The 23,856-nt window shown below is 72.0% G+C and carries 18 protein-coding genes and 2 pseudogenes; 11 read left to right on the top strand and 9 right to left on the bottom strand.

Annotated elements, in window-relative coordinates; all coding sequences use genetic code 11:
• Positions 1 to 99: 99 nt before the first annotated feature.
• The gene (locus AB0J66_RS34285) at positions 100 to 1,023 is read right to left on the bottom strand and encodes a LysR family transcriptional regulator (protein ID WP_364669731.1); all 924 of its coding nucleotides are present in this window, start codon (positions 1,021 to 1,023) and stop codon (positions 100 to 102) included.
• 72 nt (positions 1,024 to 1,095) lie between these two features.
• Between AB0J66_RS34285 and AB0J66_RS34280 the strand changes: the two genes are divergently transcribed.
• Genes AB0J66_RS34280 through AB0J66_RS34270 form a run of 3 tightly spaced genes read left to right on the top strand, consistent with a single transcriptional unit; the run spans position 1,096 to position 4,525 of the window.
• Positions 1,096 to 1,830: a succinate dehydrogenase cytochrome b subunit gene (locus AB0J66_RS34280; RefSeq protein ID WP_364669695.1), complete on the top strand. Its 735-nt coding sequence runs from the start codon at positions 1,096 to 1,098 to the stop codon at positions 1,828 to 1,830.
• Positions 1,831 to 1,832: 2 nt separating this feature from the next.
• Complete coding sequence (locus tag AB0J66_RS34275; protein ID WP_364669692.1) at positions 1,833 to 3,779, top strand: fumarate reductase/succinate dehydrogenase flavoprotein subunit; 1,947 nt, start codon at positions 1,833 to 1,835, stop codon at positions 3,777 to 3,779.
• Positions 3,779 to 4,525, top strand: coding sequence for a succinate dehydrogenase/fumarate reductase iron-sulfur subunit (locus tag AB0J66_RS34270; protein ID WP_364669689.1), 747 nt, complete (start codon positions 3,779 to 3,781; stop codon positions 4,523 to 4,525). Before AB0J66_RS34275 ends, AB0J66_RS34270 begins: the two co-directional genes overlap by 1 nt.
• Before the next feature lie 91 nt (positions 4,526 to 4,616).
• On the opposite strand, the gene AB0J66_RS34265 is transcribed toward AB0J66_RS34270, so the two are convergent.
• On the bottom strand, positions 4,617 to 5,189 hold the full coding sequence (locus AB0J66_RS34265; RefSeq protein WP_364669687.1) for a TetR/AcrR family transcriptional regulator: 573 nt from the start codon (positions 5,187 to 5,189) through the stop codon (positions 4,617 to 4,619).
• 35 nt (positions 5,190 to 5,224) lie between these two features.
• Between AB0J66_RS34265 and AB0J66_RS34260 the strand changes: the two genes are divergently transcribed.
• The gene (locus AB0J66_RS34260) at positions 5,225 to 6,559 is read left to right on the top strand and encodes an FAD-dependent monooxygenase (protein ID WP_364669685.1); all 1,335 of its coding nucleotides are present in this window, start codon (positions 5,225 to 5,227) and stop codon (positions 6,557 to 6,559) included.
• A gap of 21 nt (positions 6,560 to 6,580) precedes the next feature.
• Here AB0J66_RS34260 and crtI read toward each other — a convergent pair whose 3' ends face one another.
• The 7 genes from crtI to AB0J66_RS34225 all read right to left on the bottom strand — a co-directional run bounded on the left by crtI (position 6,581) and on the right by AB0J66_RS34225 (position 13,334).
• Complete coding sequence (gene crtI / locus AB0J66_RS34255) at positions 6,581 to 8,023, bottom strand: phytoene desaturase family protein (protein WP_364669682.1); 1,443 nt, start codon at positions 8,021 to 8,023, stop codon at positions 6,581 to 6,583.
• On the bottom strand, positions 8,020 to 9,117 hold the full coding sequence (locus AB0J66_RS34250; protein WP_364669679.1) for a glycosyltransferase: 1,098 nt from the start codon (positions 9,115 to 9,117) through the stop codon (positions 8,020 to 8,022). The genes crtI and AB0J66_RS34250 overlap by 4 nt, the downstream gene beginning before the upstream one ends.
• A complete protein-coding gene (locus AB0J66_RS34245) occupies positions 9,114 to 9,869 on the bottom strand; it encodes a carotenoid biosynthesis protein (RefSeq protein ID WP_364669677.1) in 756 nt (251 codons plus the stop codon). The genes AB0J66_RS34250 and AB0J66_RS34245 overlap by 4 nt, the downstream gene beginning before the upstream one ends.
• Positions 9,870 to 10,448 carry a GNAT family N-acetyltransferase gene (locus AB0J66_RS34240; protein ID WP_364669674.1) on the bottom strand — a complete coding sequence of 193 codons (579 nt, stop codon included), beginning with the start codon at positions 10,446 to 10,448 and terminating at the stop codon, positions 9,870 to 9,872.
• Positions 10,445 to 11,119, bottom strand: coding sequence for a monooxygenase (locus AB0J66_RS34235; RefSeq protein WP_364669671.1), 675 nt, complete (start codon positions 11,117 to 11,119; stop codon positions 10,445 to 10,447). The genes AB0J66_RS34240 and AB0J66_RS34235 overlap by 4 nt, the downstream gene beginning before the upstream one ends.
• Positions 11,120 to 11,161: 42 nt before the next feature.
• Positions 11,162 to 12,445, bottom strand: a complete 1,284-nt coding sequence (locus AB0J66_RS34230) for a ferric reductase-like transmembrane domain-containing protein (RefSeq protein ID WP_364669668.1) — start codon at positions 12,443 to 12,445, stop codon at positions 11,162 to 11,164.
• A 73-nt stretch (positions 12,446 to 12,518) separates the two neighbouring features.
• Positions 12,519 to 13,334, bottom strand: coding sequence for an SDR family NAD(P)-dependent oxidoreductase (locus AB0J66_RS34225; protein ID WP_364669666.1), 816 nt, complete (start codon positions 13,332 to 13,334; stop codon positions 12,519 to 12,521).
• A 74-nt stretch (positions 13,335 to 13,408) separates the two neighbouring features.
• Here AB0J66_RS34225 and AB0J66_RS34220 point away from each other — a divergent pair, with 74 nt between their 5' ends.
• The 7 genes and pseudogenes from AB0J66_RS34220 to AB0J66_RS34190 all read left to right on the top strand — a co-directional run bounded on the left by AB0J66_RS34220 (position 13,409) and on the right by AB0J66_RS34190 (position 23,504).
• On the top strand, positions 13,409 to 14,263 hold the full coding sequence (locus tag AB0J66_RS34220; RefSeq protein WP_364669664.1) for a helix-turn-helix domain-containing GNAT family N-acetyltransferase: 855 nt from the start codon (positions 13,409 to 13,411) through the stop codon (positions 14,261 to 14,263).
• A 420-nt stretch (positions 14,264 to 14,683) separates the two neighbouring features.
• Entirely contained in the window at positions 14,684 to 15,184 is a 501-nt protein-coding gene (locus AB0J66_RS34215; protein ID WP_364669661.1) for an SAV_6107 family HEPN domain-containing protein, read from the top strand.
• Between the two features lie 140 nt (positions 15,185 to 15,324).
• Positions 15,325 to 15,513: pseudogene (locus tag AB0J66_RS34210) on the top strand (hypothetical protein); the annotation flags it as partial.
• Between the two features lie 123 nt (positions 15,514 to 15,636).
• Positions 15,637 to 16,083 (top strand): annotated as a pseudogene (locus AB0J66_RS34205) (hypothetical protein); the annotation flags it as partial.
• A gap of 523 nt (positions 16,084 to 16,606) precedes the next feature.
• Entirely contained in the window at positions 16,607 to 18,781 is a 2,175-nt protein-coding gene (locus AB0J66_RS34200) for a DNA polymerase Y family protein (protein ID WP_364669658.1), read from the top strand.
• Between the two features lie 251 nt (positions 18,782 to 19,032).
• Complete coding sequence (locus tag AB0J66_RS34195; protein WP_364669656.1) at positions 19,033 to 22,377, top strand: error-prone DNA polymerase; 3,345 nt, start codon at positions 19,033 to 19,035, stop codon at positions 22,375 to 22,377.
• An 833-nt stretch (positions 22,378 to 23,210) separates the two neighbouring features.
• A complete protein-coding gene (locus tag AB0J66_RS34190) occupies positions 23,211 to 23,504 on the top strand; it encodes an SSI family serine proteinase inhibitor (protein WP_364669653.1) in 294 nt (97 codons plus the stop codon).
• Positions 23,505 to 23,856 lie beyond the last annotated feature (352 nt).

Raw genomic sequence — 23,856 nt, 5'->3', positions numbered from 1 at the left:
GGTGGGGTGGGGTTCCCCACTCTCGCCACCACCCGCCCCCCCCCCCCCCCGAGTGGTCACCCCATCCCCACAACCGTCCCCCAGTAAGAAACCGACGGCCTACAACGGACGCACCCCCACAGGCAACTGCTGAGTAGCAACATGCTCAAGCAACGTCCCCCGAAGAGCCTCAGCCGCATGCGGCAGGACCGACCTCTTCCGATGGGCAAGCGCGATGGTCCGCCGCATCCCGGGAGGCGCCAGCGGTGTAGCGCGAAGCAGCGGCCGATTGGCCAGCACCATGCTCGGCACCAGCGCCACTCCCAGCCCCGCCTCCACGAAGGCCAGCACAGCGTCCATCTCACCCCCTTCGACGGCGAACTTCGGCGTGAACCCCGCTTTGCGGCAAGCGTCCAACGTCACCCCGCGAATGTCGTACCCGGCCCGGAACATCACCAGCGGCGTGTGTTCGAGCTCGGACAACCCGATCTGCGCGTGGACGGTCGGCGCCGGCCCGTCCGCCACCGACGCCACCACCAGGCTTTCCCTCAGCACCGGGGTCGCCGTCAGCGCCTCGTCCACTCCCTCTTCGGGTTGCACGATGAGGGCCAGGTCGAGCGTGTGCGCGTGCAGGTTTTCGATCAGGTCCTGGGAGCCGCCCTCGTTGACGTACAGCTGGATGTCGGGGTGGGCCGTTCGGAAGGTGCGCAGCACCTCCGGGACCAGGGACGAGCAGAGGCTGGGGGTCGCGCCGAGCCGGACTTCGCCGCGGCGGAGGCCGACGATGTCGGCGACCGCTTCCTGGGCGGCGTCGGCGTCCGCCACCATCCTCTGGGCCATCGGCAGAAGCGTGTGCCCGGCCGCGGTCAGGGTCACCGCTCCGCGGATGCGTTCGAAGAGGGGCGCTCCGAGGGTCTGTTCGAGCGTGTGAATTTGCTTACTGAGAGTCGGCTGGGAGACGCCCAGATTGTCCGCCGCTTGGGTGAAATGCCGGGTTTGTTCGACTGCGAGAAAGTAGCGAAGCTGCTGCAGCTGCACCTCGATAGCTTATCTCTATGATGACTGCGTGGATCATGCATTAGACGAATCGCGCCGAGGTTCCTACCTTCTGAGAGTGTGGCGGTAGATACGACGACGACCCGGAAGGCGGCGGCCGCGAAGGCCCCGGCTCCGGCTGACAAGGCGCGGCGACGCTCCTCGGTCGCCCTCAAATTCATCATGGCGGGCACCGGCATCCTGTTGGTGCTGTTCCTGTTCGTGCACATGATCGGCAACCTGAAGATCTTCTTCGGTGCGGAGACCTTCGACCACTACGCGCACTGGCTGCGGACCATCGGCACGCCGCTGCTGCCGGAGGCGTGGTACCTCTACATCCAGCGGGGTGTGCTCACCCTCGCGGTCGTCGGGCACATCGTGGCGGCCACCATCCTGGCCAAGCGGGCCCGGCAGGCCCGCCCGGTCAAGTACGCGCACCGGCCGAAGGTGCAGGGCAGTTACGCGGCCCGCACGATGCGCTGGGGTGGTGTGATCATCCTGCTCTTCGTGATCTACCACATCCTGGACCTGACCACGCTGAACCTGAACCCGCACGGCGTGCACGGTGAGGTCTACCGCAACGTCGCCGAGGACTTCGCGCCGTCGCGCTGGTACGTGACCTTGTTCTACACGCTGTCCATCGTGGCCGTCGGCTTCCACCTGCGGCACGGGCTGTGGAGCGCCGTACGGACGCTGGGCCAGCAGACCGCCAAGGGTGAGCGGATCGCCCGGGCGACCGCCCTGGTCATCTCCGTGGTGCTGGTCGTCGGCTACCTGTCGGTGCCGTTCGCCGTGTTGGTCGGATTGGTGGATTGATCATGAGTGACTTCTGGAACGACGGCGACCCGATCGCCGACACCGCCGCGCCGGACGGGCCGATCGAGACCCGCTGGGAGCGCCGGCAGTTCTCCGCCAAGCTGGTCAACCCGGCCAACCGCCGCAAGCTGACCGTCATCGTGGTCGGCACCGGCCTGGCCGGCGGCTCGGCGGCGGCGACCCTGGCCGAGGCCGGTTACCACGTCAAGTCGTACTGCTACCAGGACAGCCCGCGCCGGGCGCACTCGATCGCCGCGCAGGGTGGCATCAACGCCGCCAAGAACTACCGCAACGACGGCGACTCGATCTACCGGCTGTTCTACGACACGGTCAAGGGCGGCGACTTCCGCGCCCGCGAGTCGAACGTGTACCGCCTGGCCACGGTGTCGGTGAACATCATCGACCAGTGTGTGGCCCAGGGCGTCCCGTTCGCCCGCGAGTACGGCGGCCTGCTCGACAACCGCTCGTTCGGCGGCACCCAGGTGTCCCGCACGTTCTACGCCCGGGGCCAAACCGGTCAGCAGCTGCTGCTCGGCGCCTACCAGGCGATGGAGCGGCAGATCGGCCTGGGCAACATCGAGATGAACGCCCGGCACGAGATGCTCGAGCTGATCATCGTCGAGGGCAAGGCGCGGGGCATCGTGGTCCGCGACATGGTCACCGGCGAGATCACCACCGAGATGGCGGACGCCGTCGTGCTCGCCTCGGGCGGTTACGGCAACGTCTTCTTCCTCTCGACCAACGCCAAGGGCTGCAACGTCACGGCGTCGTGGCGGGCGCACCGTAAGGGCGCGCTGTTCGCGAACCCCTGCTACACGCAGATCCACCCGACCTGCATCCCCGAGTCCGGCACGCACCAGAGCAAGCTCACGCTGATGAGCGAGTCGCTGCGCAACGACGGCCGGGTGTGGGTGCCCAAGCGGGCCGAGGACTGCCAGAAGCCGGCCGGCCAGATCGCCGAGGAGGACCGCGACTACTACCTGGAGCGGATCTACCCCTCGTTCGGCAACCTGGTCCCGCGTGACATCGCGTCCCGCGCGGCCAAGAACGTGTGCGACGAGGGCCGCGGCGTCGGCCCCGGCGGGCTCGGTGTCTACCTGGACTTCGCCGACGCGATCAAGCGGCTCGGCAAGAAGGCCGTCGAGGCCAAGTACGGCAACCTCTTCGAGATGTACGCCCGGATCACCGGCGAGGACCCGTACGAGACCCCGATGCGCATCTACCCCGCCGTGCACTACACGATGGGCGGTCTGTGGGTCGACTACGACCTGCAGTCGACGATCCCCGGTCTGTTCGTGGTCGGCGAGGCCAACTTCTCCGACCACGGCGCCAACCGTCTCGGCGCGTCCGCGCTGATGCAGGGCCTGGGTGACGGCTACTTCGTGCTGCCGACGACCCTGGGCAACTACCTGGCGGCCGGCCCGTTCGAGAAGGTCTCCCAGGATCACGAAGAAGTTAAAAAAGCCCGGAAGGCCGTCGAGGACCGGATCGCCAAGTTCCTGTCGATCAACGGCGACCGCACCGTGGACTCGTTCCACCGCGAGCTCGGCCACATCATGTGGGAGTACTGCGGCATGGAGCGCACGGAGGAGGGCCTGACCAAGGCCATCGGCCTCATCCGCAGCCTGCGCGAGGAGTTCTGGACCCGGGTGAAGGTGCCCGGCACCGGCGAGCAGCTCAACCAGAACCTGGAGAAGGCCGGCCGGGTGGCCGACTTCTTCGAGCTGGCCGAGCTGATGTGCATCGACGCACTGCACCGCCGCGAGTCCTGCGGCGGCCACTTCCGGGCCGAGAGCCAGACCCCGGACGGCGAGGCGTTGCGCCACGACGACCAGTTCAGCTACGTCGCGGCCTGGGAGTACGCCGCCGGTGACGCCGGCAAGCCGACCCTGCACAAGGAACAGCTCGAATTCGAGTACGTCCACCCGAGCACGCGGAGCTACAAGTAATGGACATCAAGGTAAGGGTCTGGCGTCAGCCCGACGCCGGCGCCGACGGCCGGATGGTCACGTACGACGTGAAGGGCATCTCGGCCGACGCCAGCTTCCTGGAGATGCTGGACGTCCTCAACGAGACGCTGATCCTTGAAGGCGACGACCCGATCGCGTTCGACCACGACTGCCGCGAGGGCATCTGCGGCATGTGCAGCATGGTGATCGACGGCGTGGCCCACGGCCCCGAGAAGGCGACGACCACCTGCCAGCTGCACATGCGGCACTTCAAGGACGGCGACGTGATCGACGTGGAGCCGTGGCGGGCCGCCGCGTTCCCGGTGATCAAGGACCTGGTCGTCGACCGCAGCGCCTTCGACAAGATCATCCAGGCCGGCGGCTACATCACGGCGCCGACCGGCACGGCCCCCGACGCGCACGCCACGCCGGTGCCCAAGAAGGACGCCGACCTGGCGTTCGAGGCGGCCACCTGCATCGCCTGCGGCGCCTGCGTCGCGGCCTGCCCGAACGGCTCGTCGATGCTGTTCACCGCGGCCAAGGTCGCCCACCTGGGTCTGCTGCCGCAGGGCCAGCCCGAGCGTGACACCCGCGTCGTCGACATGCTGCAGGCGCAGGACGACGCCGGTTTCGGCGGCTGCACCAACATGGGCGAGTGCGCCGAGGTCTGCCCCAAGGGCATCCCGCTGCACCTGATCGGCCGCCTGAACAGCGACTACCGCAAGGCCCTGCGCAACAGCAACTAACGGGCTGATCGCGAAGGCCGGGCACAACGACGTGCCCGGCCTTCGGCATTTTCTCAGCCTGGGCCCGATCGGCGACCGGCGAGCGAGGTTGCTAGGCCCCGCCTACTCCGCGATGAACGAACGTGGTCAGCGTGTCGATGGCGTCCTCGTCCGGAATCTTGCCGAACCAGGCGGCGGCGAAGCCCTGGAGCAGCGGTGCGAGCATCGAGGCGACCACCAGCGGGGGGCCCGGCAGGTCGAGGCCGGACAGGTGTTCGGCCAGGTGGTGCTGGTCGGGCTCCATCATCTCGTCGACGATGCGGGCGAACGACGCGTCGACGATGGCCGCCTGCTGAAGCGCGTTCAGGACCGTTCGGTGCCGCCGGTAGAACTCCCAGTAGGCCACGACGTGGTAGCGGACCGCTTCCCGGTCGGCGAAGTCGCTCTTGTGCTCGGGCATCGAGGCGCTGACGTCGCTCTCGGCCAGCAGGTCGGTCAGCAGCGCCTGGAGCAGCTGCTCCTTGCTCGCGAAGTGCTTGTAGAACGACCCGGTGGCCCGCCCGGCCTCGGCCGTGATGTCAGTGATCTTGGCGTTCAGGTAGCCCACGCGCTCGAAGACGCGGACGGCCGCCGCCTTGAGCTCGGCCTCGGTCTGCGCCGCCATCTGCTGTCGAACACCTGTCACTTGACGGAGGCTATCAGCGGCCCTACGGTGAATTCATGTTCACTGAATCTAAATTCACTGTAATCGTCGGCGCCGGGCCGACCGGCCTCACCCTCGCCCGCGTCCTGCAGCGCCACGGCGTCCCGTTCCGCATCCTCGACAAGTCGCCCAAGCTCTTCGACGGCTCACGGGGCAAGGGCCTGCAGCCGCGCACGCTCGAGGTCCTCGACGACCTCGGGCTCGCCGACCGCTTCCTGGCCACCGGCGGCGCGTACCCGCCGCTGCTGATCCATCTGCCCGGCGGCGACACGATGACCCGCCACATGGACGAGCCGCGCGACCCGACCCCGGCCGTCCCGTGGCCGAACGGGCTCATGCAGCCGCAATGGCGTACCTCCGAATTGCTGGCCGAGGGCGTCCCGGTCGAGCTGGGCGCCGGCGTCACCGCCCTCACGCAGGACGAGGACGGCGTACGCGTCACCCTGGACACCGGCGAGACGATCGCCGCCCGCTACGTCGTGGGAGCGGACGGCGGCCGCAGCACCGTCCGCAAGGCCCTGGGTGTGCCTTTCGAGGGTGACACGTTCGAGACCGAGCAACTTGTCGTGGCCGACGTGCGCGTCCGCGGCCTCGACCGCGACAACTGGCACATCTGGCCCGGCGAGGGCCGGACGGTTCGGCTCGGCCTGTGCCCGCTGCCCGGCACCGACGACTACCAGCTGACCACCTCGATGGTCGGCGAATCGCTCGAGGATCTGGTCGCCTCGGCCGGCCTCGAGCTCGTCCACGTGGGCTGGCGGTCGCTCTACCGGCCCAACATCCGCATGGTCTCCCGCTACCGCGCCGGCGACGTCTTCCTGGCCGGCGACGCCGCGCACGTGCACCCGCCGACCGGTGGCCAGGGCCTCAACACCGGCATTCAGGACGCGTACAACCTGGGCTGGAAGATCGCCGTGGGCTCGGACAAGCTTCTCGACACGTACGAGGAGGAGCGCCTCCCGGTCGCGGCCGGCGTGCTGGGCATCTCCACGCGCCTGCACCGCACCGCCTCGATGCGCCGCGACGACCCGGAGCTGCGCCAGCTCTCGCTCAACTACCGCGACAGCTCCCTGTCGCAGGACCACCGGGCCACCCCGGGCCTGGTCCAGGCCGGCGACCGCGCCCCCGGCCCGATCTTCGACCTGCTGCGCGGCCCGCGGTTCACCCTGCTGGCCTTCGCCTGGACCGGTGACCTGCCGGCCGGCGCCCACCGCATCGACGACCCCGCGATCCTGGACATCTACGACGTCCACGAGCCCACCCTGTTCCTGGTTCGGCCCGACAACTACATCGGCTGCGTCTCTTCCTCGCCGGACGACATCGAGCGCTATCGGTCGCTGCTCGGCGTCTGACCAGCGTCGCCCGCGGCCGGTCTAGCGACGATCCCCGGTCGCCGGGCCGATCTCGTCGGCCACCATCTGGGCCGAGAGGGTGACCATCGGCAGGCCGCCGCCCGGGTGGACGGAGCCGCCGACCAGGTAGAGGCCGTCGACCGGGCCGTGGTTGACCGGGCGCATCAGGCTGCCCGCGGTGCCGTAGATGGCGCCGCCGGGGGCGGCGGTCGCGGTGGCCAGGTCGGCCGGGGTGCGGGTCTCGGTGAACAACAGCCGGTCGCGCACGTCCAGGCCGCGGCGGGCCAGCAGGTCGAGGACGTGCGTGCCGTACGCCTCGGCGAGCCCCGGCTGTCGCCAGTCGACCGCCGCCCATCCGGTGCCGTGCGCGGGCGCGTTGATCAGCACGAACCAGGCTTCGGCGCCGTCCGGGTGCACCGAGGGGTCGGCGGCCCGGGTCACGAAGATCGTGGGGTCGGAGGCGGGCCGGGCCCGGCGGGAGGCCGAGCCGAAGATGGCGTCGAACTCGGCGTCGTAGTGGCTCGGGAAGAACACGTTGTGATGAGCCAGCGACGGCGTCTCACCCCGCACCCCGAGCAGCATCACGAAGCCGGCCAGGCTCCGGTCGGTGAGCCCGGCCAGCCGCCCCGGCGTGGGCAGCAGGTCCCGGTAGACGGTGAGCGCGTCCACGTTGGACACGACGACGTCGGCCGGCAGACGGTCGTCGCTCAGGCGGACGCCGCTGACCCGTCCGTCCGTGGTCTCGATGCTCGTGACCGGGGCGTTGCGGACGATCCGTACGCCCAGGGCGGCGCAGCGGCCGGCCAGGGCGGTGGCGATCGTGCCGAGGCCGCCCGGGAGATACCAGCCGCCGAAGGCCAGCTCCGCGTAGGGGACCGCGGCGTGGGCGGCCGGGGCCCGGCGCGGGTCGGCGCCGGTGTAGGTCGCGTAGCGGTCGAGCATCATGCGCAGCCGCGGGTCGCGCAGGTAGCGGTGGCCCAGGCCGCGCAGGGTGACCCCCGGCGCGATGGCCGCCAGGTCGCGGACCCGCCACGTCAGGCCCAGCAGCGACGCCGGGGTGACCGGCCGGCGCAGCACCGAGCGCCAGGACGCGTTCCAGATCCGGGCCGCGCGCTGCCAGAAGCGGTCCCAGTCGGCGGCCGCCCCGGGGCCGAGCGTCTCCGCGATGCGCGACAGGAAGACCTCGTGGTCGGACGACGAGTCGAGCACCGTGCCGTCGGCGAACACGTGGCGGACCACCGGGTCGAGCTTCACCGGCTCGAGCTCCAGCTCGGTGAACACCTGCGGCAGGGTCAGCAGGCTCGGCCCGGTGTCGAAGCGGAAGCCGTCGCGCTCGTACACGCCGAGCTTGCCGCCGAGCGAGCCCGACCGCTCCAGAACGGTGACGTCGTGACCGGCCGAGGCCAGCCGGACGGCCGCGGTCAGGCCGCCGACACCGGCCCCGATGACGACGATGGTGCTCATATCGATCGGCCTCGCCAGGTCAGGACGCCTCGTCGGCGGCGGTGGAACGAGAGGGCGATCAGCCACCCGAAGACGGCGATCGAGGCGGGCTGGGCCAGGGCGTCGGGCCAGCTGCGGCCGCCGGTCGCGGCGGCCGCGACCACTCTTCCGAGCACACCCAGGACGTACGCGGTGAGGGCGACCACCGCGGCGCGCCAGGAGCCGGCCAGCGCCAGGACTGCGGTGGTGAGCGGCGGGGCCGCGTACAGCAAGAGCAGCAGGACCACGACGGCGCCGGCGGCGAAAGGCGAACCGAAGGATCTCCAGAGTGACTTGGCGTAGCCGTCGACGAGCTCACGCCACGTGTCGTACATGCGGCAGGTGGCGTGTTTCGAGCCGTCGGCCAGGGCGATGCGGCCGCCGGCGCGTTTGATCGACCGGGCCAGTTCGATGTCCTCGAGGATCTCGGCGCCGACCGCGGCATGACCGCCGGCCTTCTGGTAAGCCGCGTTGTCGATCACCAGCCACTGGCCGCCGGCCGCGGCGAGCGAGGTCCGGCGGGAGCGTTCCATGGCCCGCAGCGGCAGGAACGTCAGCCACGACCACTGCAGCAGCGGCTGGACCAGCCGCCCGGCCCCGGTGATCTTCGGGTACGGGGAGAGGAGGTCGATGCGGACATTTCGGAGGAGTGACACCGCCCCGGCCACGGCGTCGGGGGCGAGGACGACGTCGGCGTCCACAAACGACAGGACGTCGGCCCCGGCCGCGGCGTCGGCCAGCTGCTGGCAGGCGTGCGGCTTGCCGAGCCGGCCCGGCGGCGGGGGAGCGCCGGTGAGCAGCACGACCTTGTCGCCGGCGATCGAGCGGACGAGCTCGGCCGTGCCATCGGTCGAGCCGTCGTCCAGCACGTAGATCGTCAGGTCGGCCACGCCACGCTGCGCGATCAGCGACTCGAGACAGGCGGTGACCCGGGCCGCCTCGTTGCGCACGGGCAGTAACAGGGCGACCCGCTCGCCGGTGACGGCGTCGCGTGGCAGGCGGCGCAGGAGGGCGGCGTTCACCGCCGTGTGCGCGGTCAGCGCGGCCCAGGGCAGCAGCGCGAGCCAGATCATCATGAGCGGGGCCGCAGCGGCAGCCGATGCGCAGGTCGCAGCAGCCACGCCACCGGCAGGACGGCGGCGCCCATCACCACGCCGCCCCAGACGGCGGAGCCGGGCAGGGCCAGAAAGACCGCGTGGGCGAGCACGGAGGAAGCGTACGTCCAGAACCAGAGAGCCAGGATCGGCGCGTCCTCGCGGCGGGGCTCGACGTCGCCGGCGGTCTTCCACAGCACCGTCATCAGCACGAACGCGAAGCCCAGCCAGCCGAGATAGTTGCTGATCGGGATGCCGGCCAAACCGGGCAGGGCGGGGGTCGGCGACTGCCAGCGCCAATAGCCCTCGGCCACCATCTGCGGGTCGAGGAAGAGATCCCAGGCGGCCAGCCCGACCGCCGCCGCGGCCACCCGGAAACGGGGCAGGCGCTGCGCGGCCAGCCAGGCCGGCCAGGCCATCCAGGTCCAGGCGAGCGGGATGATCAGGGGGACGCCCAGCAGCTTCGGGCCGAGCTGGCCCGAGTAGTCGTACGTCCCGAAGGGGAAGCTGGTGGCCACGCCGAGCGCCTCGACCGCGAAGCCGCCCAGCGTGGCCGTCCCGACCAGGGCGAGCGCGGCCCGCCGGCCGCGGGTGAGGTACGCGTGCGAGACCGACAGCACGTAACCGATGAGCACGGTGGCCACGGTGAACCCGGCCCGCGTGTCGCCGCTGGTGAGCGGGTAGCAGATCTGGACCAGGACGATCGTGCCGAACAGAAGCCAGGAGAGTCGCATTCAGATGCCGACGATGCCCGGTGCTTCCTCGGCCGGGCGCTCGACCAGCGGCAGCCCACGGCCGAGGATCGCGAACTTGCGCTCGTCACCCGGGAACAGGAAGTCGCGCAGCACGTCGGAGAAACCGAACCGGCGGTAGAGCCGCCAGGCCCGCGACTTGAGCTCGTCCGCCTCGGGGGTGGAGAGCAGCACGGTCTCGCCCTCGGCCATCGCGAGCAGCGCGCGCAGCTGCCGGGCGCCGACGCCGTGGCCCTGCGCGACCGGCCGTACGTGCAGCTCGACCACCTCGAAGCAGTCGGCCAGCCAGCGCCGCCGCTCCCCGTCGTCCAGCCCTGAGCGGACCTGATCGTGCCACCACTGGCCGGGGCCCGAGGTGTAGCCGTAGCCGAAGCCGGCCAGCCGGCCGTCGGTGGTCAAGGTGGCCACGGCCCGGAAGCCGGCCCGGCGCACGTGCGCGCCGATGTAACCGCGGCGGGTCTGCAGCAGCTCCTGGCGGTAGCCCATCGCCTCGCCGTAGACGCTGACCACGTCGTCGAGCCGACGCAGCAGGTCGTCCGGCTGCCACGCAACGAGCCTCATCGTCCGGTCCCGTCCTCTGCTCCGACATCCTCCGGCAGCCAGCCCAGCACCGACCGGTCGCCGCTGATCTCCCGCACGGCGAACCGGGCGAACAGCTCCTCGGCGTACCACCGGGCGGCCGGCGTCCGCGCGATCACCGCGCGATGTTCCGGCTGACGGTACGCGAACCGGGCCAGGTCCGCCGCATCGCTCCACACGCTGACGGTGCCCTGCCAGCCGATCGGGGCCTCGCCCATGCCGAAGTAGGCGAGCAGGCCGGGGGCCGCATCGAGCTCCCGGACGACCGGGGGGATCGCCCGCCAGAACGTCAGCGCCCGCGACGGGCGGAGCCGGGCGCGGGTCAGGGCCAGGATCATGCCGCGGGATTCCTCGCGATCGCCGGTCTTAAACGGTTCGAGCCCCGACCAGGTGCCCCGGCTGTGCAACGGATTCAGCTCGACCCGGGCCCGCTCCTCGGCCAGGCGATCCCACTCGCTGAACGTCACCGGTTCGGCGCTCACGGTCACCGCGGCGTATCGGGTCAAATCGGCCTCGGTGGGGCGGAAGCCCCTGGAGGTGCCGAGGAACTTGGCGAAAGTGACACCGGGCGGGACGCGGCGACGGGCCATGTGGAGAAAGGCGGAACCCACCCGCCGGGCCGGGACCCGCCAGACGTGCAGCGTGACCGGCATCAGGCGGCGGTGAGGTTCGGGTGTGCCTGCATCCCACCATTCTCACCACCCGAACCGCTCCCGGTGCAGGCGGGCCGGGGGAACCCCCACGGCGCGGGCCGCCCGGAAGACGGCCTCGGCCCACGGGTCGGGCCCGCAGACATAGACGTCATGGCCCGCGATGTCCGGCGCCAGCGCCCGCAGCGCCTGCGCGTCGTCGTACTCCGCGTAGCCGGCCGGCAGCCAGCTCGTGGCCGAGGCGCGCGGCCCGACGAGCGGCACCAGCCGCACCCCGCGCTCGGCGGCCAGCCACTCCAGCTCCTCCAGGAACGCCACCTCGTGCGGGTGCCGGGTGCGGTAGACGAGCGTGGCCTTGTCCCGTCCGTACGGCAGGTCCCACAGCAGCGCGAGCAGCGGGGTCACCCCGACCCCGCAGGCCAGCATGGTCACCGGCCCGCCCGCGTAGGTGGCCGCGGTCATCCGCCCGAACGGCCCCTCGATCAGGACCCGCGTGCCCGGCCGCAGGGTGGCGACGCGGGCGCTGCCGTCACCGACCGCCTTCACCGTGATCCGCAGGAAGTCACGGCGCGGCGGCCCGGACAGCGAGAACGGGTTGCCGCGCAGCCCGGCCCGGCCGTCGAGGAAACGCCACACGAAGTACTGCCCGGCCCGCGCCGGCAGCCGCTCCAGCCGCCGCCCGCGCAGATGGACCGAGACCAGGCCCGGCGCCTCGGTCTTGATCCCCTCGACGACAAGCCGGTGCCGCAGCGTCCGCCAGATCGGCAGGCCGACGCGGAACACCACCACCGCCGCAGCCGTGATCAGGTAGAGGCTCCAGAAGTAGGCCTTGGCCGCCGGAGTCCGGAAGTCGCTGCCGAGCAGCAGCACATGCGGCAGGGCCAGGGCCACGCCCGCGTAGGCGTACAGGTGCAGCAGATGCCACGACTCGTAGCGCAGCCGGCGCCGCCGGTACCGCGTCGAGGTGATCACCACCAGCGTCAGGGCGGCCAGGGCCGCCACGGCCAGGACCATGCTTTCCAGGGCCAGGGTGGCCAGCAGGCGGCCTCGTTGGGCGTACGCGGTGACGGCGAGAACCACATGCGCGAGGAGCAGGACGAACGAGCCGAAACCGGCCCACCGGTGCCACCGGGAGAGCGCGTCCTGCCCGTACGCCCGCTCGACCCACGGGATGCGCGCCATGAGCAGCACCTGAAGGAGTAACAGGTCGGCCGACCAGAGCGCCGCGAGCCGGCCCGCCGCCGCGATCCCGCCCGGCGCGGTGTCGAGGTTGGACGTCCACAGTGCCGTCACGACGATCAGGCTGAACGCGGCGAGAAGCTTCGGCACCAGCACTTTCTACGGCCCGCGCCGCCCGCGCGGGAGGGGCTCGTGAAGAAGCTATCGGTTTCCTGCTTTTCGGTTATCCGCCCAGGTCGACGGCCTCCGCGCTGGCCTGCCAGAGCTCGCGGGCCCGGACCGGGTCGGCGGCGTGCCGCGACGGCTGCCGGGGCTGGTGACCCACGTAGTAGGCCCCGTTGACGACCGGGTTGTCGGCCAGCCAGACGAGCTGCTCACCGGCCTTCTCCGGGGACACCAGCAACGGCCCGGCGACCCGGTAGAAGAAGCGGGTCGCCCGGCCCGCCCCGAAGTCGCTGCGCACCACGCCCGGATGGAACGAGACGCTGGTGATGCCCGGCCAGCGCCGTGCGGCCTCGGCGGCGAAGAGGATGTTCGCGGCCTTCGCCTTGCTGTAGGCCTGCCAGGAGCTGTTCCTCCCGGTGAGGTCGGCCGGGCCGGGTTTCCCGCGCATGTGGGCCCGCGACGCGGTGACCACCAGTCGCCCGATCCGCTCGTGCAGCAGGCCGGCCAGCAGGAACGGGGCCAGATGGTTGCTCTGCATCGTGGCCTCGTAGCCGTCCCGGGTGAGCCGGTGCTCGGCCACCATGCCACCGGCGTTGCTGGCCAGGACGTCGATCCGGGGGTACGCCTCCGCCAGTTCGGCGGCCAGGTCGCGTACCTGGTCCAGGTCCTCGAAGTCGGCCCGTCGCACGTCCGGCTCCTTGTACGGATCGGGCGCGTAGATCCGGCCCGCGGCGTGCACCCGCTTGCGGGCCGCGGCCAGCTTGCTCTCGGTGCGCCCGACGAGCACGACCTGATCGCCCTGCCGGGCGAACTGCTCGGCCGCGGCCAGCCCGATGCCGGAGCTCGCTCCGGTGATCACGACGATCCGGTCCATGCTCGGATCCTCCCTGGCGAATCTTCGTCCCGCAATCTCTGACCTGAGTCAGAGGTTTTCGGTACGCTCGGCCGGTGGACGAGATCGAGCGCGTGCGCGACTTCAACCGCTACTACACGCGGCGCATCGGCGTCCTCCACCTCGGCGGGGACCGTCCGTTCGGCGAGGCCCGCCTCCTGTTCGAGATCGGCGCCGGGGCCGACCTGCGCGACCTGCGGGCCCGGCTCGGCCTCGACTCGGGCTACCTGAGCCGCCTGCTGCGCTCGCTGAGCACCCAGGGCCTGGTCACCGTCACCCCGCGCCCCGGCGACGCCCGCGTCCGTACCGCCGCCCTGACCGAGGCCGGCCGCACCGCGCTCGCCGACCTGGAGGAACGCTCCCGCGCCAGCGTCGCCGGCCTGCTCGCGCCACTGACACCGCCCGAACGCGACCGCCTCCTGCGCGCCCAGGCCGAGATCCACCGCCTGTTGCGGCTCGCCGCGATCACCCTCACGCCGGTCGCCGACTCCTCGCCGGCGGCGAGAGCCTGCCTGCGGGCGTACGCGTCGGAGCTGGTCACCCGCTTCCCCGAGGGCTACGACGCGGACGGCGCCCTGCTGCCACCCGGAACCCTGCACGACGGCACGTTCCTGCTGGCCACCGAGGAGGAAACCCCCGTCGGCTGCGGCCTGTGGCAGCGGTTTTCAGACGGTGCGGCCGAGATCCGCCACCTGTGGGTGAGCCCCGCCGCCCGCGGTCTGGGCCTGGCTCGCCGCCTGCTGACCGCCCTGGAGACCGACGCGGCCGGCCACGGCGTCACCACGCTGCGGTTGGGCACGCACTCCAGCCTGGTGGAGGCCATCGCGTTGTATCGGAGCGCGGGCTACCAGGAGATCCCGCCGTACGACGACTCCCCGTACAACCAGCTGGCCTTTCAGAAGCTCCTCTGACCCACCTGCCGGGTTCTTCCCGTGTGACGGATGCCGCAACACATGAGTGCTGCCCGCGCTCGGAGTTGCTTTTTTGTCGTACACGAGTGCTAGTCTTTCCCTAGTTAGAACGGATGTTCGAACGGGTATCCGGGCTAACACCGGGAGCAGAGTTTCGCGGCTCGGCCCCCGGTGCGCGGCACCCGCGAAGTGTCGCGCGCGAGGCACCGGGCATTCGCGGGTCCGGCGCCTTCAGACAGGCAGGGCCGTCGTCCGCTTCCCCCGACCCCCGGGCGGCGGGCGACGGACCCGCCGGTTAAGTCCGGCCGGGTGTGGTGTGGGGAAGCTTCACACCCGGCCGGCTATACAGGCTGCTGCGTCTTCCTCCGCAGCGGATCGGTTCGACCAGCACGTCGGATGCGAAGACGCGAGGAGAAACACATGGCGAGCAACACGGTGCCGGCCCTCACCCAGGTGCCCGGTCTGGCGCACGCGCCCACCGCGGCCGCCCGGTCCGAGGCGCCCACGGTTCCGGCGCACATGCTGCCGCAGCGCACCCCTGCCCAACTGGTGACCATCGCCCGGCAGGGCCTCGACGAGGCGGCACGCACCAGCCCCGACGGCCTGCGCTACGCGGCGGCCCACCTGGCCGCCCTGCGCGCCGCGGCCGCGGTCCTCGCCGCCCGGGCCCGGCCGGCCACCTCGACCCGGCGCAGCCGCGTGACGAGCGTGTGGTCCCTGCTGGTCCTGGTCGCCCCCGAGTTCGGCGAGTGGGCCAACTACTTCGCCCTGGGCGCCGGCAAGCGGGCCGCCGCCGAGGCCGGCATCCCCCGCGTGGTCAGCCCCCGCGAGGCCGACGATCTCCTCCGAGCCGCCGAGCAGTTCGTGGCCGTCGTCGAGTCCGCCCTGGGTCTCACCTACCAGCCACCCCTGGCCGCCTGACCTTCAGCCCCACAGTGATCCGAAGAGCCCGGCCTCCGGCCCGGCTCAGATCCGCATGCCCGCCGCCGGCGGGCAAACGGGGCCCACCGGAGTGATCGGGCTGGTTCGGCCGGGACGTGCGCAACAGAGTGAGGCAACACATGGCGGGACGCATGATCAGCGGTGCGGCCGCCCTTGCCGAGCTGGTTCGGGCCGCCGAGGAGATTGATGCGAGCGGCGCCCACCGGATGCTGCCGGTGGTGCCCGAGCTGAGCACCCTGCTGCCGGGGCGCGGGCTACGGCGCGGGAGCACCGTCGCGGTCTCGGTCGGGCCTCCCGGGCGCTCCGGGCTTTACGAGCGTTCCGGGTCTTCCGGGCGCTCCGGGCTTTACGAGCGTTCCGGTTCGTCCGAGCGTTCCGGTTCGTCCGAGCGCTCCGGTTCGTCCGAGCGGGAGGCGACCGCCGGGGGCGGGACGTCGCTGCTGCTGGCGCTGCTGGCCGAGGCCTCGCGGGCCGGGTCGTGGTGTGCGGTGGTCGGCGTGCCCTCGCTGGGCGCGATCGCCGCCGCCGAAAGCGGCGTGGCCCTGGACCGGCTCGCCCTGGTCCCCGACCCCGGCCCGGAGTGGCCCACCGTCGTGGCCGCCCTGATCGACGGCGTCGATGTGGTCGTCACCGCGGTCCCCGGCGGCGTCTCCGGCTCGATCGCCTCCCGGCTGGTCGCCCGGGCCCGGCAGCGGGGCAGCGTCCTCGTCCCGTTCGGCGACTGGTCCGGCGCCGACGTCACCCTGCGCGTCGTCGCCGCCCGCTGGGAGGGCCTGGGCGCCGGCCACGGCCGCCTCCGCCGCCGCGAAGTAACAGTCCTGGCCCGCGGCCGCGGCGCCGCCGCCCGCCCCAAGGAAGCCACCATGTGGATGCCCGGCGTCACCATCCGCCCGATCACCCTGCCCCCGGCCCCCTCCGCCACCGACCCCACCCGCGCCCCCCACCGGCCCGGCGCAGCAGCCCCCTCCGCCCCAGCTCCTTCCCCCGCGCCCCCACCCGCCTCAGCACGCCACCTGTCCAGCGTCGACCCGCCCGCCTCGGCCCCCACGGGGGGAGCTGACGGTGGGCCGGTCCTGACCGCGGAAGCCGCCGTCGCGGTCCCGAAATCCTCGCGCCGAACCGGCCCTTCCTCCCCTTTCGCTGAGGTCGACCCCTGTGTGGCCGTGGCCGAGCGGGGGACCGTCGAACAGCAATCCTTTGGCGGGTCTTCCGCCGGGGGCAGCCCAAAAGGCGAAGTACCGGCCGCGGACGACGTGGACCTAACCGTCGCACAGCTTGAGGGCGCCCGGGAGCGACTTGTTGCGGGCGACGCGGAGTGGCCTGGCGTGGGCGACAGGAAGCGTTCGGTGGGGGACGAGGCCGGGGCGCGAGGGGCGCGGCTTCGGGCGGCGGTGGTCTGACGTGGCGGTGGCGGGAGTTACCGGGGCGGCGGGGGCCCGGACGATGCTGCTCTGGTGTCCGGATTGGGCGGTGGTCGCGGCCGAGATCGTGGAGGGGGTTCCGGCCTCGGAGGCGGTGGTGGTGCTGCGGGGGAACAGGGTGATCGCCTGTTCCGAAGGGGCACGGCGGGAAGGCGTACGGAAAGGTCTGCGCCGGAGGGAGGCGCAGAGCCGATGCCCGCAGCTGGTTGTCGTCGAAGACGATCCTGGGCGGGACGCCCGGGCTTTCGAGCCCGTGGTGGCGGCGGTCGAGGAAGCCGCGGTCGGGGTGGAGGTGATCCGGCCCGGGGCGCTGGCGTTCGCGGCGCGGGGCCCGTCGCGGTACTTCGGCGGGGAGGAGGCGGCGGCCGAGCGGATCGTCGAGCAGGTCGCGCAGCAGTGTGAGGTGGAGAGCCAGATCGGGGTGGCCGAAGGGGTCTTCGCGGCGGGGCTGGCGGCGCGGCGGGGGCTGCTGATCCCGGCCGGGCGGACGGCGGCGTTCCTGGCCGGGGAGCCGGTGGAGGCGCTGGAACGGCCCGAGCTGGTCGACCTGCTGAAGCGGCTCGGGATCAAGACGCTGGGTGACTTCGCCAGGCTGCCGGCTGGGGACGTGCTGAGCCGGTTCGGGTTCGACGGGGCGCTGGCGCACCGGCTGGCCGGCGGGTTCGACCATCGGCCGCTCGCGGTGCGTAAACCGCCGCCGGACCTGGAGGTCGAGGAGACGTACGACGAGCCGCTCGAACGGGTCGACGTGGCGGCCTTCGCGGGGCGGGCGCTGGCCGAGCGGTTGCACGACAACCTCGCCGCGTACGGCCTGGCCTGCACCCGCCTCGGCATCGAGGCGGTCACCGCGAACGGCCAGGAGCTGCACCGCGTCTGGCGGCACGACGGCACCCTGACCGCGGCCGCCATCGCCGAACGGGTCCGCTGGCAGCTCGACGGCTGGCTGACCGGCGCCCGCCGCGGCGCACCGGCCCGCCCCACCGCGGGTCTCGTACGCCTGCGGTTGATCCCCGACGGCGTCCTCGTCCACTTGGGACTGCAGCCCGGCCTGTGGGGCGACGCCGGCGCCGAGCGGGAACGCGCCCACCGCGCCTTCAGCCGGGTCCAGGGCCTGCTGGGCCCGCACGCCGTGGTCACGCCCGTCCTGGGCGGCGGCCGCTCCACCGACGACCAGATCCGCCTGGTCCCGTGGGGCGACGAACGCGACCCGGCCCGCCCTTCCGCGCCGCACAGCGACCCGGTTCCCGGCGTGACCACGGCCCCGCTCCGCCCGCTTTCCGACACCCCGTCCCTGACCCCCGACCTGCCTGATTATCACCCTCCAACCCCGGCGGTACGCCCGGAGCAGCACCCGGACGGCGCGGTGATCCCGATGTCGTCGCGCCGCCCCAAAAACACCGAACCCATCCCGTCGTGGGAGGACCTGCAGGGGATGGGCCAGGCGCTGGCGTCGGTGTCGAGGCTCTCCGACCACCGGCCCACGTCCGGCCGCGAGCCTGCGCTTGGCGGGGAGTCTGCGCTTGGCTGGGGGTCTGCGCTTGGCTGGGAGTCTGCTCTTGGCTGGGGGTCTGCGCTTGGCGGGGAGTCTGCGAGTAACCCGGAGACCGCGAGCGGCCGGGAGGCCGTGCTCGACCGGGAGCCCGCGAGCGGCCCGGAGTCCATGGGCGGCCTGAAGTCCGTGCCCGGTCTGGAGCCTGTGGCTGGCCCGGAGCTTGCACTCGGCCCCAAGTCCGCAGGCGGCTCGGAGCCGTCCGATGAGATCACCGTGCTCGGATTGCGGCCCTGGGCGAAGCGCGTAGGGCGCAAACCTCCCAAACCACCCGCGCTGCCGCCCTGGCCGGGCCGCCTGCCCAAGCCGGCGCCGGCCATGGTGCTGCCGCAGCCGGTGGGGGCCGTGGTGCTCGACGCCGCCGGGACGCCGGTCGGGGTGAGCGCCCGGCTCGAGCTCACCGGGGAGCCGGCCGCCCTCGTGATCGAGCGGGGCCGCCCCGTGGGGATCACCGGATGGGCCGGGCCGTGGCCGATCGACGAACGGTGGTGGGCGGCCGGGGAGGGCCGGCGGCGGGCCCGCTTCCAGGTCGTTCTCGCCGACGAACGGGCGTTCCTGCTGATCCTCGCCACCGGGCACTGGGCCGTGGAGGCGATCTATGACTGAAGCACATTTCGCCGTCCGGCGGAGCTTTTCCACAGGCCGCCCGTTGTCCACAGGCGACCGACGTGATCTTGCGATTCTGCGGCAGACTGGTGCTGGCGGGGGCCCCCTAGGGAGGGCGGGCTCCGCGGGTTGGCGCGCGGCCGCGATCGGCGAAGCGGGGACCCGCGCGACCGCGATCGGCGGGGCGGGACCGCGGGTGGCCGCGATCGGCGGGGCGGGGGCGCGCGAAGCTGGCGCGGGCGGAGGCCCCGATGGGCTTCAATAACCCGCGCATCTCGTGGTCAGAGCTGGAGGGAACGCTCTCCGGCAAGAAAAGCAGCGACCACGTCGTCGACCCGCTCGCTGTGGATGCGGACGGTGGGGATTCGCCGGCTTGGTCGCGCAAGCGGCAGCCGTACGAAGCGCCCGCGTTCATCAAGTCGGAGAGCCGCACCCCGTATGCGGAGCTTCACTGCCACACCAACTTCAGTTTTCTCGACGGGGCCAGCCACCCGGAGGAGCTGGCCGAGGAGGCGGCGCGGCTCGGGTTGCAGGGGCTGGCCGTCACCGACCACGACGGTTTCTACGGTGTGGTCCGCTTCTCGCAGGCCGCGCGGGAGCTGGGCCTGCCCACGATTTTCGGTGCGGAGCTGTCGCTCGATCTGTCGCAGCCGCAGAACGGCGAGCCCGATCCGGAGGGCCGTCACCTGCTGGCGCTCGCGCACGGCCATGAGGGGTACGCCCGGCTGGCCCGGGTGATCTCGCGCGGGCAGCTGGCGGGCGGTGAAAAGGGCAAACCGGCGTACGGGGAGCTCGAGGACGTGGCGGCCGAGCTGCGTGACCACGTACTGGTCCTGACGGGGTGCCGCAAGGGGAGCGTGCCCCTGGCCCTGGCCACCGAGGGGGTGGAGGCCGCCGCGTACGAGCTGGACCGGCTCGTCGCGCTCTTCGGCGCGCCGAATGTCGCGGTGGAGCTGACCGCGCACGGCGACCCCTACGACGACGACCGCAACGACATCCTGTTCGCGCTGGCCGAGAGCCGCCGCCTGGAGGTCGTCGCGACCAACAACGTCCACTACGCGATCCCGGCCCGGCGGCGGCTCGCCACCGCGCTGGCGGCGGTGCGGGCGCGGCGCAGCCTGGACGAGATGGACGGCTGGCTGCCGGCGGCCGGCACCGCGCATCTGCGCAGTGGGGACGAGATGGCGCGGCGGTTCGCGGCCTATCCGGGCGCGGTGGCGAACGCGGCCATGTTCGGTGAGGATCTCGCCTTCGATCTCAACCTGGTCGCGCCGAAGCTGCCCGACTTCCCGATCCCCGAGCCGGGGCACACGGAGATGAGTTGGCTGCGTGAGCTGACCATGCGGGGCGCCCGGGACCGTTACGGGCCGCCGGAGGCCCACCCCCGGGCGTACGAGCAGATCGAGTACGAGCTCCGCATGATCGAGGAGCTCGGCTTCCCCGGGTACTTCCTGGTCGTCTACGACATCGTCGAGTTCTGCCGGAACAATCGCATCTACGCGCAGGGTCGCGGCTCGGCCGCCAACTCCGCCGTCTGTTACGCGCTGCGCATCACCAATGTGGACGCGGTAGCGCACAACCTGCTCTTCGAGCGTTTCCTCGCCCCGGAGCGGGACGGGCCGCCCGACATCGACGTGGACATCGAGTCGGACCGGCGCGAGGAGGTCATTCAGCACGTGTACGCCAAGCACGGCCGTGAGCACACCGCCCAGGTCGCCAACGTCATCTCGTACCGGCCGCGTTCGGCGGTGCGCGACATGGCCAAGGCGTTCGGCTTCTCACCCGGGCAGCAGGACGCGTGGAGCAAGCAGATCGACCGCTGGGGCAGCGTGGCCACGGTCGACGTGGAGGACATTCCCGAGCAGGTGGTCGCGTACGCCAACCAGGTGCAGAACTTCCCCCGGCACCTGGGCATCCACTCGGGCGGCATGGTGATCTGCGACCGGCCGATCATCGAGGTGTGCCCGGTGGAGTGGGGCCGGATGGCGGGCCGCACGGTGCTGCAGTGGGACAAGGACGACTGCGCGGCGATCGAGCTGGTCAAGTTCGACCTGCTCGGCCTGGGCATGCTGTCGGCCCTGCGCTACGCCCACGAGATGATCGAGTCCGAGTTGGACATCGGCTCGATGGGCCTGACCGACCCCGAGGTGTACGAGATGTTGTGCCGGGCCGATTCGGTCGGTGTCTTCCAGGTGGAGAGCCGGGCCCAGATGGCGACGCTGCCCCGGCTCAAGCCGCGCGAGTTCTACGACCTGGTGGTGGAGGTCGCGCTGATCCGGCCGGGCCCCATCCAGGGTGGCTCCGTGCATCCGTACATCCGCCGGAAGAACGGCCTGGAGGAGATCACCTACCCGCACCCGCTGATGCGCAACGCGCTGGAGAAAACGCTGGGCGTGCCGCTCTTCCAGGAGCAGCTCATGCAGCTGGCGATCGACGTGGCCGGCTTCGACCCGGCCGAGGCCGATCAGTTGCGCCGGGCGATGGGCTCGAAGCGCTCGGTGGAGAAGATGGAGCGGATCAAGGATCGCCTCTATCAGGGCATGGCCGAGCGGGGCATCACCGGTGAGCTCGCCGACGACCTGTTCGTGAAGCTGTCCGCGTTCGCCAGCTACGGCTTCCCGGAGAGCCACGCGATGAGCTTCGCCTATCTCGTGTACGCGAGCGCCTGGCTCAAGCGCTACCACCCGGCGGCCTTCTGCGCGGCGCTGCTCAACGCGCAGCCGATGGGCTTCTACTCGCCGCAGTCGCTGGTCGACGACGCCCGCCGGCACGGGGTCGAGGTCCGCCGCCCCGACATCAACCTCAGCGACGCCGCCGCCACGCTCGAGTCGACCTCGCAGACCCGGTGGGGGTCGCTGCCCGGCGAGCCGCCGCACGCTTGGGGGCTGGGTGGTCCGGCTGTGCGTCAGGGTCTTTCCTCCGTCCGTACGCTCGGCGAGGAGCTGGCCGAACGTATCGAGGCGGAGCGCCGTGAACACGGTCCTTTCGCGAGCATGACGGATCTGTCCCGCCGGACCGGCTGCACCACCGCCCACCTGGAGGCCCTGGCCACGGCGGACGCGTTCGCCGGTTTCGGCCTGACCCGCCGCGAGGCCCTGTGGGCGGCCGGCGCCGCCGCCCAGGACCGCCCCGACCGCCTGCCCGGCACGGTGACCGGCACCGACGCCCCGATGCTGCCCGGCATGAGCGAGGTCGACCAGCTGGTCGCGGACGTCTGGGCCACCGGCCTGTCCCCCGACTCGCACCCGGCCCAGTTCATCCGCGCCGACCTGGACCGGGCCGGCGCGCTGGCCATCGCCCGCCTGACCAGCGTCGAAGCCGGCACCCGAATCCGCGTCGGCGGCATCGTCACCCACCGCCAGCGCCCCGCCACCGCCGGCGGCGTCACCTTCATCAACCTCGAAGACGAGACCGGCATGCTCAACGTCACCTGCTCCCCAGGCCTGTGGCAGCGCTACCGCCGCGTCGCCCGCACCAGCTCAGCCCTGATCGTCCGAGGCCGCCTGGAAAAATCCGAAGGCGTCCTCAACCTGGTCGCCGACCGCCTGGAGTCCATAACCCCACCGGTAACCCCCGCCTCCCGCGACTTCAGATAGCCCAGCGGTCGCCCCACCCCCAAGATCAGCCCGCCCCGCCCATCCCCGGCCTGTCGGCCCGTCCCCACCTGCCCCGCTGGCTCGTGCCGGATTTGATCCGCTGACTCGACATCGCGGCCCGTCCGACCTACATCGGTCCCGCCACGCCCCACCCCGGCCTTCTCACCCGAGTTGGTCCTGTCCTAGTCGGCAGCCCCGCCCCGCATCGCGCTCGGGGATGGCCCGCCCCGCGGCTCTCGGCACCGGTCCGCCCCAGCTCGCCCCCGGCCCTCTTCGCCTTGCCCGCCCCTTCGCCCTGCCCCGCCCCCTTCGCCCTGCCGCGGCCCTCTTCGCCCTGCCCCCGGCCCTCTTCGCCCTGCCCCCGGCCCTCTTCGCCCTGCCCCCGGCCGTCTTCGCCCTGCCGCGGTCCTCCAGTTCGCCCCGGTGCGGCTCGCTTCGCCCGACGCCGCTCCCAGGGCGTCTCGGCCCGCCTCGCCCGGCCCTGCCCGCCCTGCCGCGGCCGACCGGCCTCGTCCGACATCGCGTCGGCCCGTGCGTCGCTGTTCGTCTGGGGGTTGGTGGGTGCGTCTCCTGGGCCGCGTGGTCGTTGGTCCAAGGGCATGAGAGGGTAATCTCCGTATTTGTCCGTTTGGGGGGCTTCTGTGGTTAAGACTCTGCTTACTTCTGTAATTGCTCTGACAGCGCTTGCTGTCACCGCTGGGCCGGCGGCGGCCGTTCTGCCCGGGCCTGCGCGTCTTCCCGGGCCTGCGCGTCTTCCCGGGCCCGCGGTACTGCCGGGGCCGGTGACCGATCGGCCGCCCTACGGGTCGGCGCCGCGGCCAGGGGAGCCCAAGGTGGCGCTCAAGCTGCAGTACACGGCGGAGTCCGGCGCCGCCATGGCCGTCACTCTGGCCTGCGAGCCCTCCGGCGGCGGCCACCCTAAGCCCGAGGCGGCGTGCGAGACCCTCAGCGCGGTCGGCGCCGACCCCAGCAAGATCGAACCCAAGCCGACCGCCTGCGTGATGATCTACGCCCCGGTCACGGCCGAGGTCAGCGGCGTCTGGCGGCGCATGCCGGTGAAGTGGACCCACAAGTTCGGCAACATGTGCGAGCTGCGCCGTGCCACCGGAGTCCTATTCGAGTTCTGACGGCCCGCGGGTCACCCCGCGCCGTCTGGCCACACTCAGCTCTTCAATCGAGGCTGGGCCGCGCCGACCGCTTTCGTTGTTGGCACGGTCGGGGACGGTTGGCTGGATGGGATCGCACATCTGCGTCTTGCGACGCGTGGGCCGGGCTTAGCCGTCCACCCGAGCGCCGGTCTGCGCCGACCCGTTGCGACGGCTGGTCTGCGTCGGCTCGTTGCGACGGCTGGTCTGCGACGGCTGGTCTGCGCCTGCCCGTTACGACGGCTGGCCAGCGCGCTACTCGGGGCGGGGCTACGCCCACCCCGTTGTGACGTCTGGCCGGGCTCGGTGGGCTGAGCCAGCCCTCCTGCGGTGT

Source organism: Actinoplanes sp. NPDC049598 (assembly GCF_040675435.1).
Classification (GTDB): domain Bacteria; phylum Actinomycetota; class Actinomycetes; order Mycobacteriales; family Micromonosporaceae; genus Actinoplanes.
Note: the sequence above shows the minus strand (reverse complement) of the source record. Positions and strands in the feature narration are given on the sequence as shown.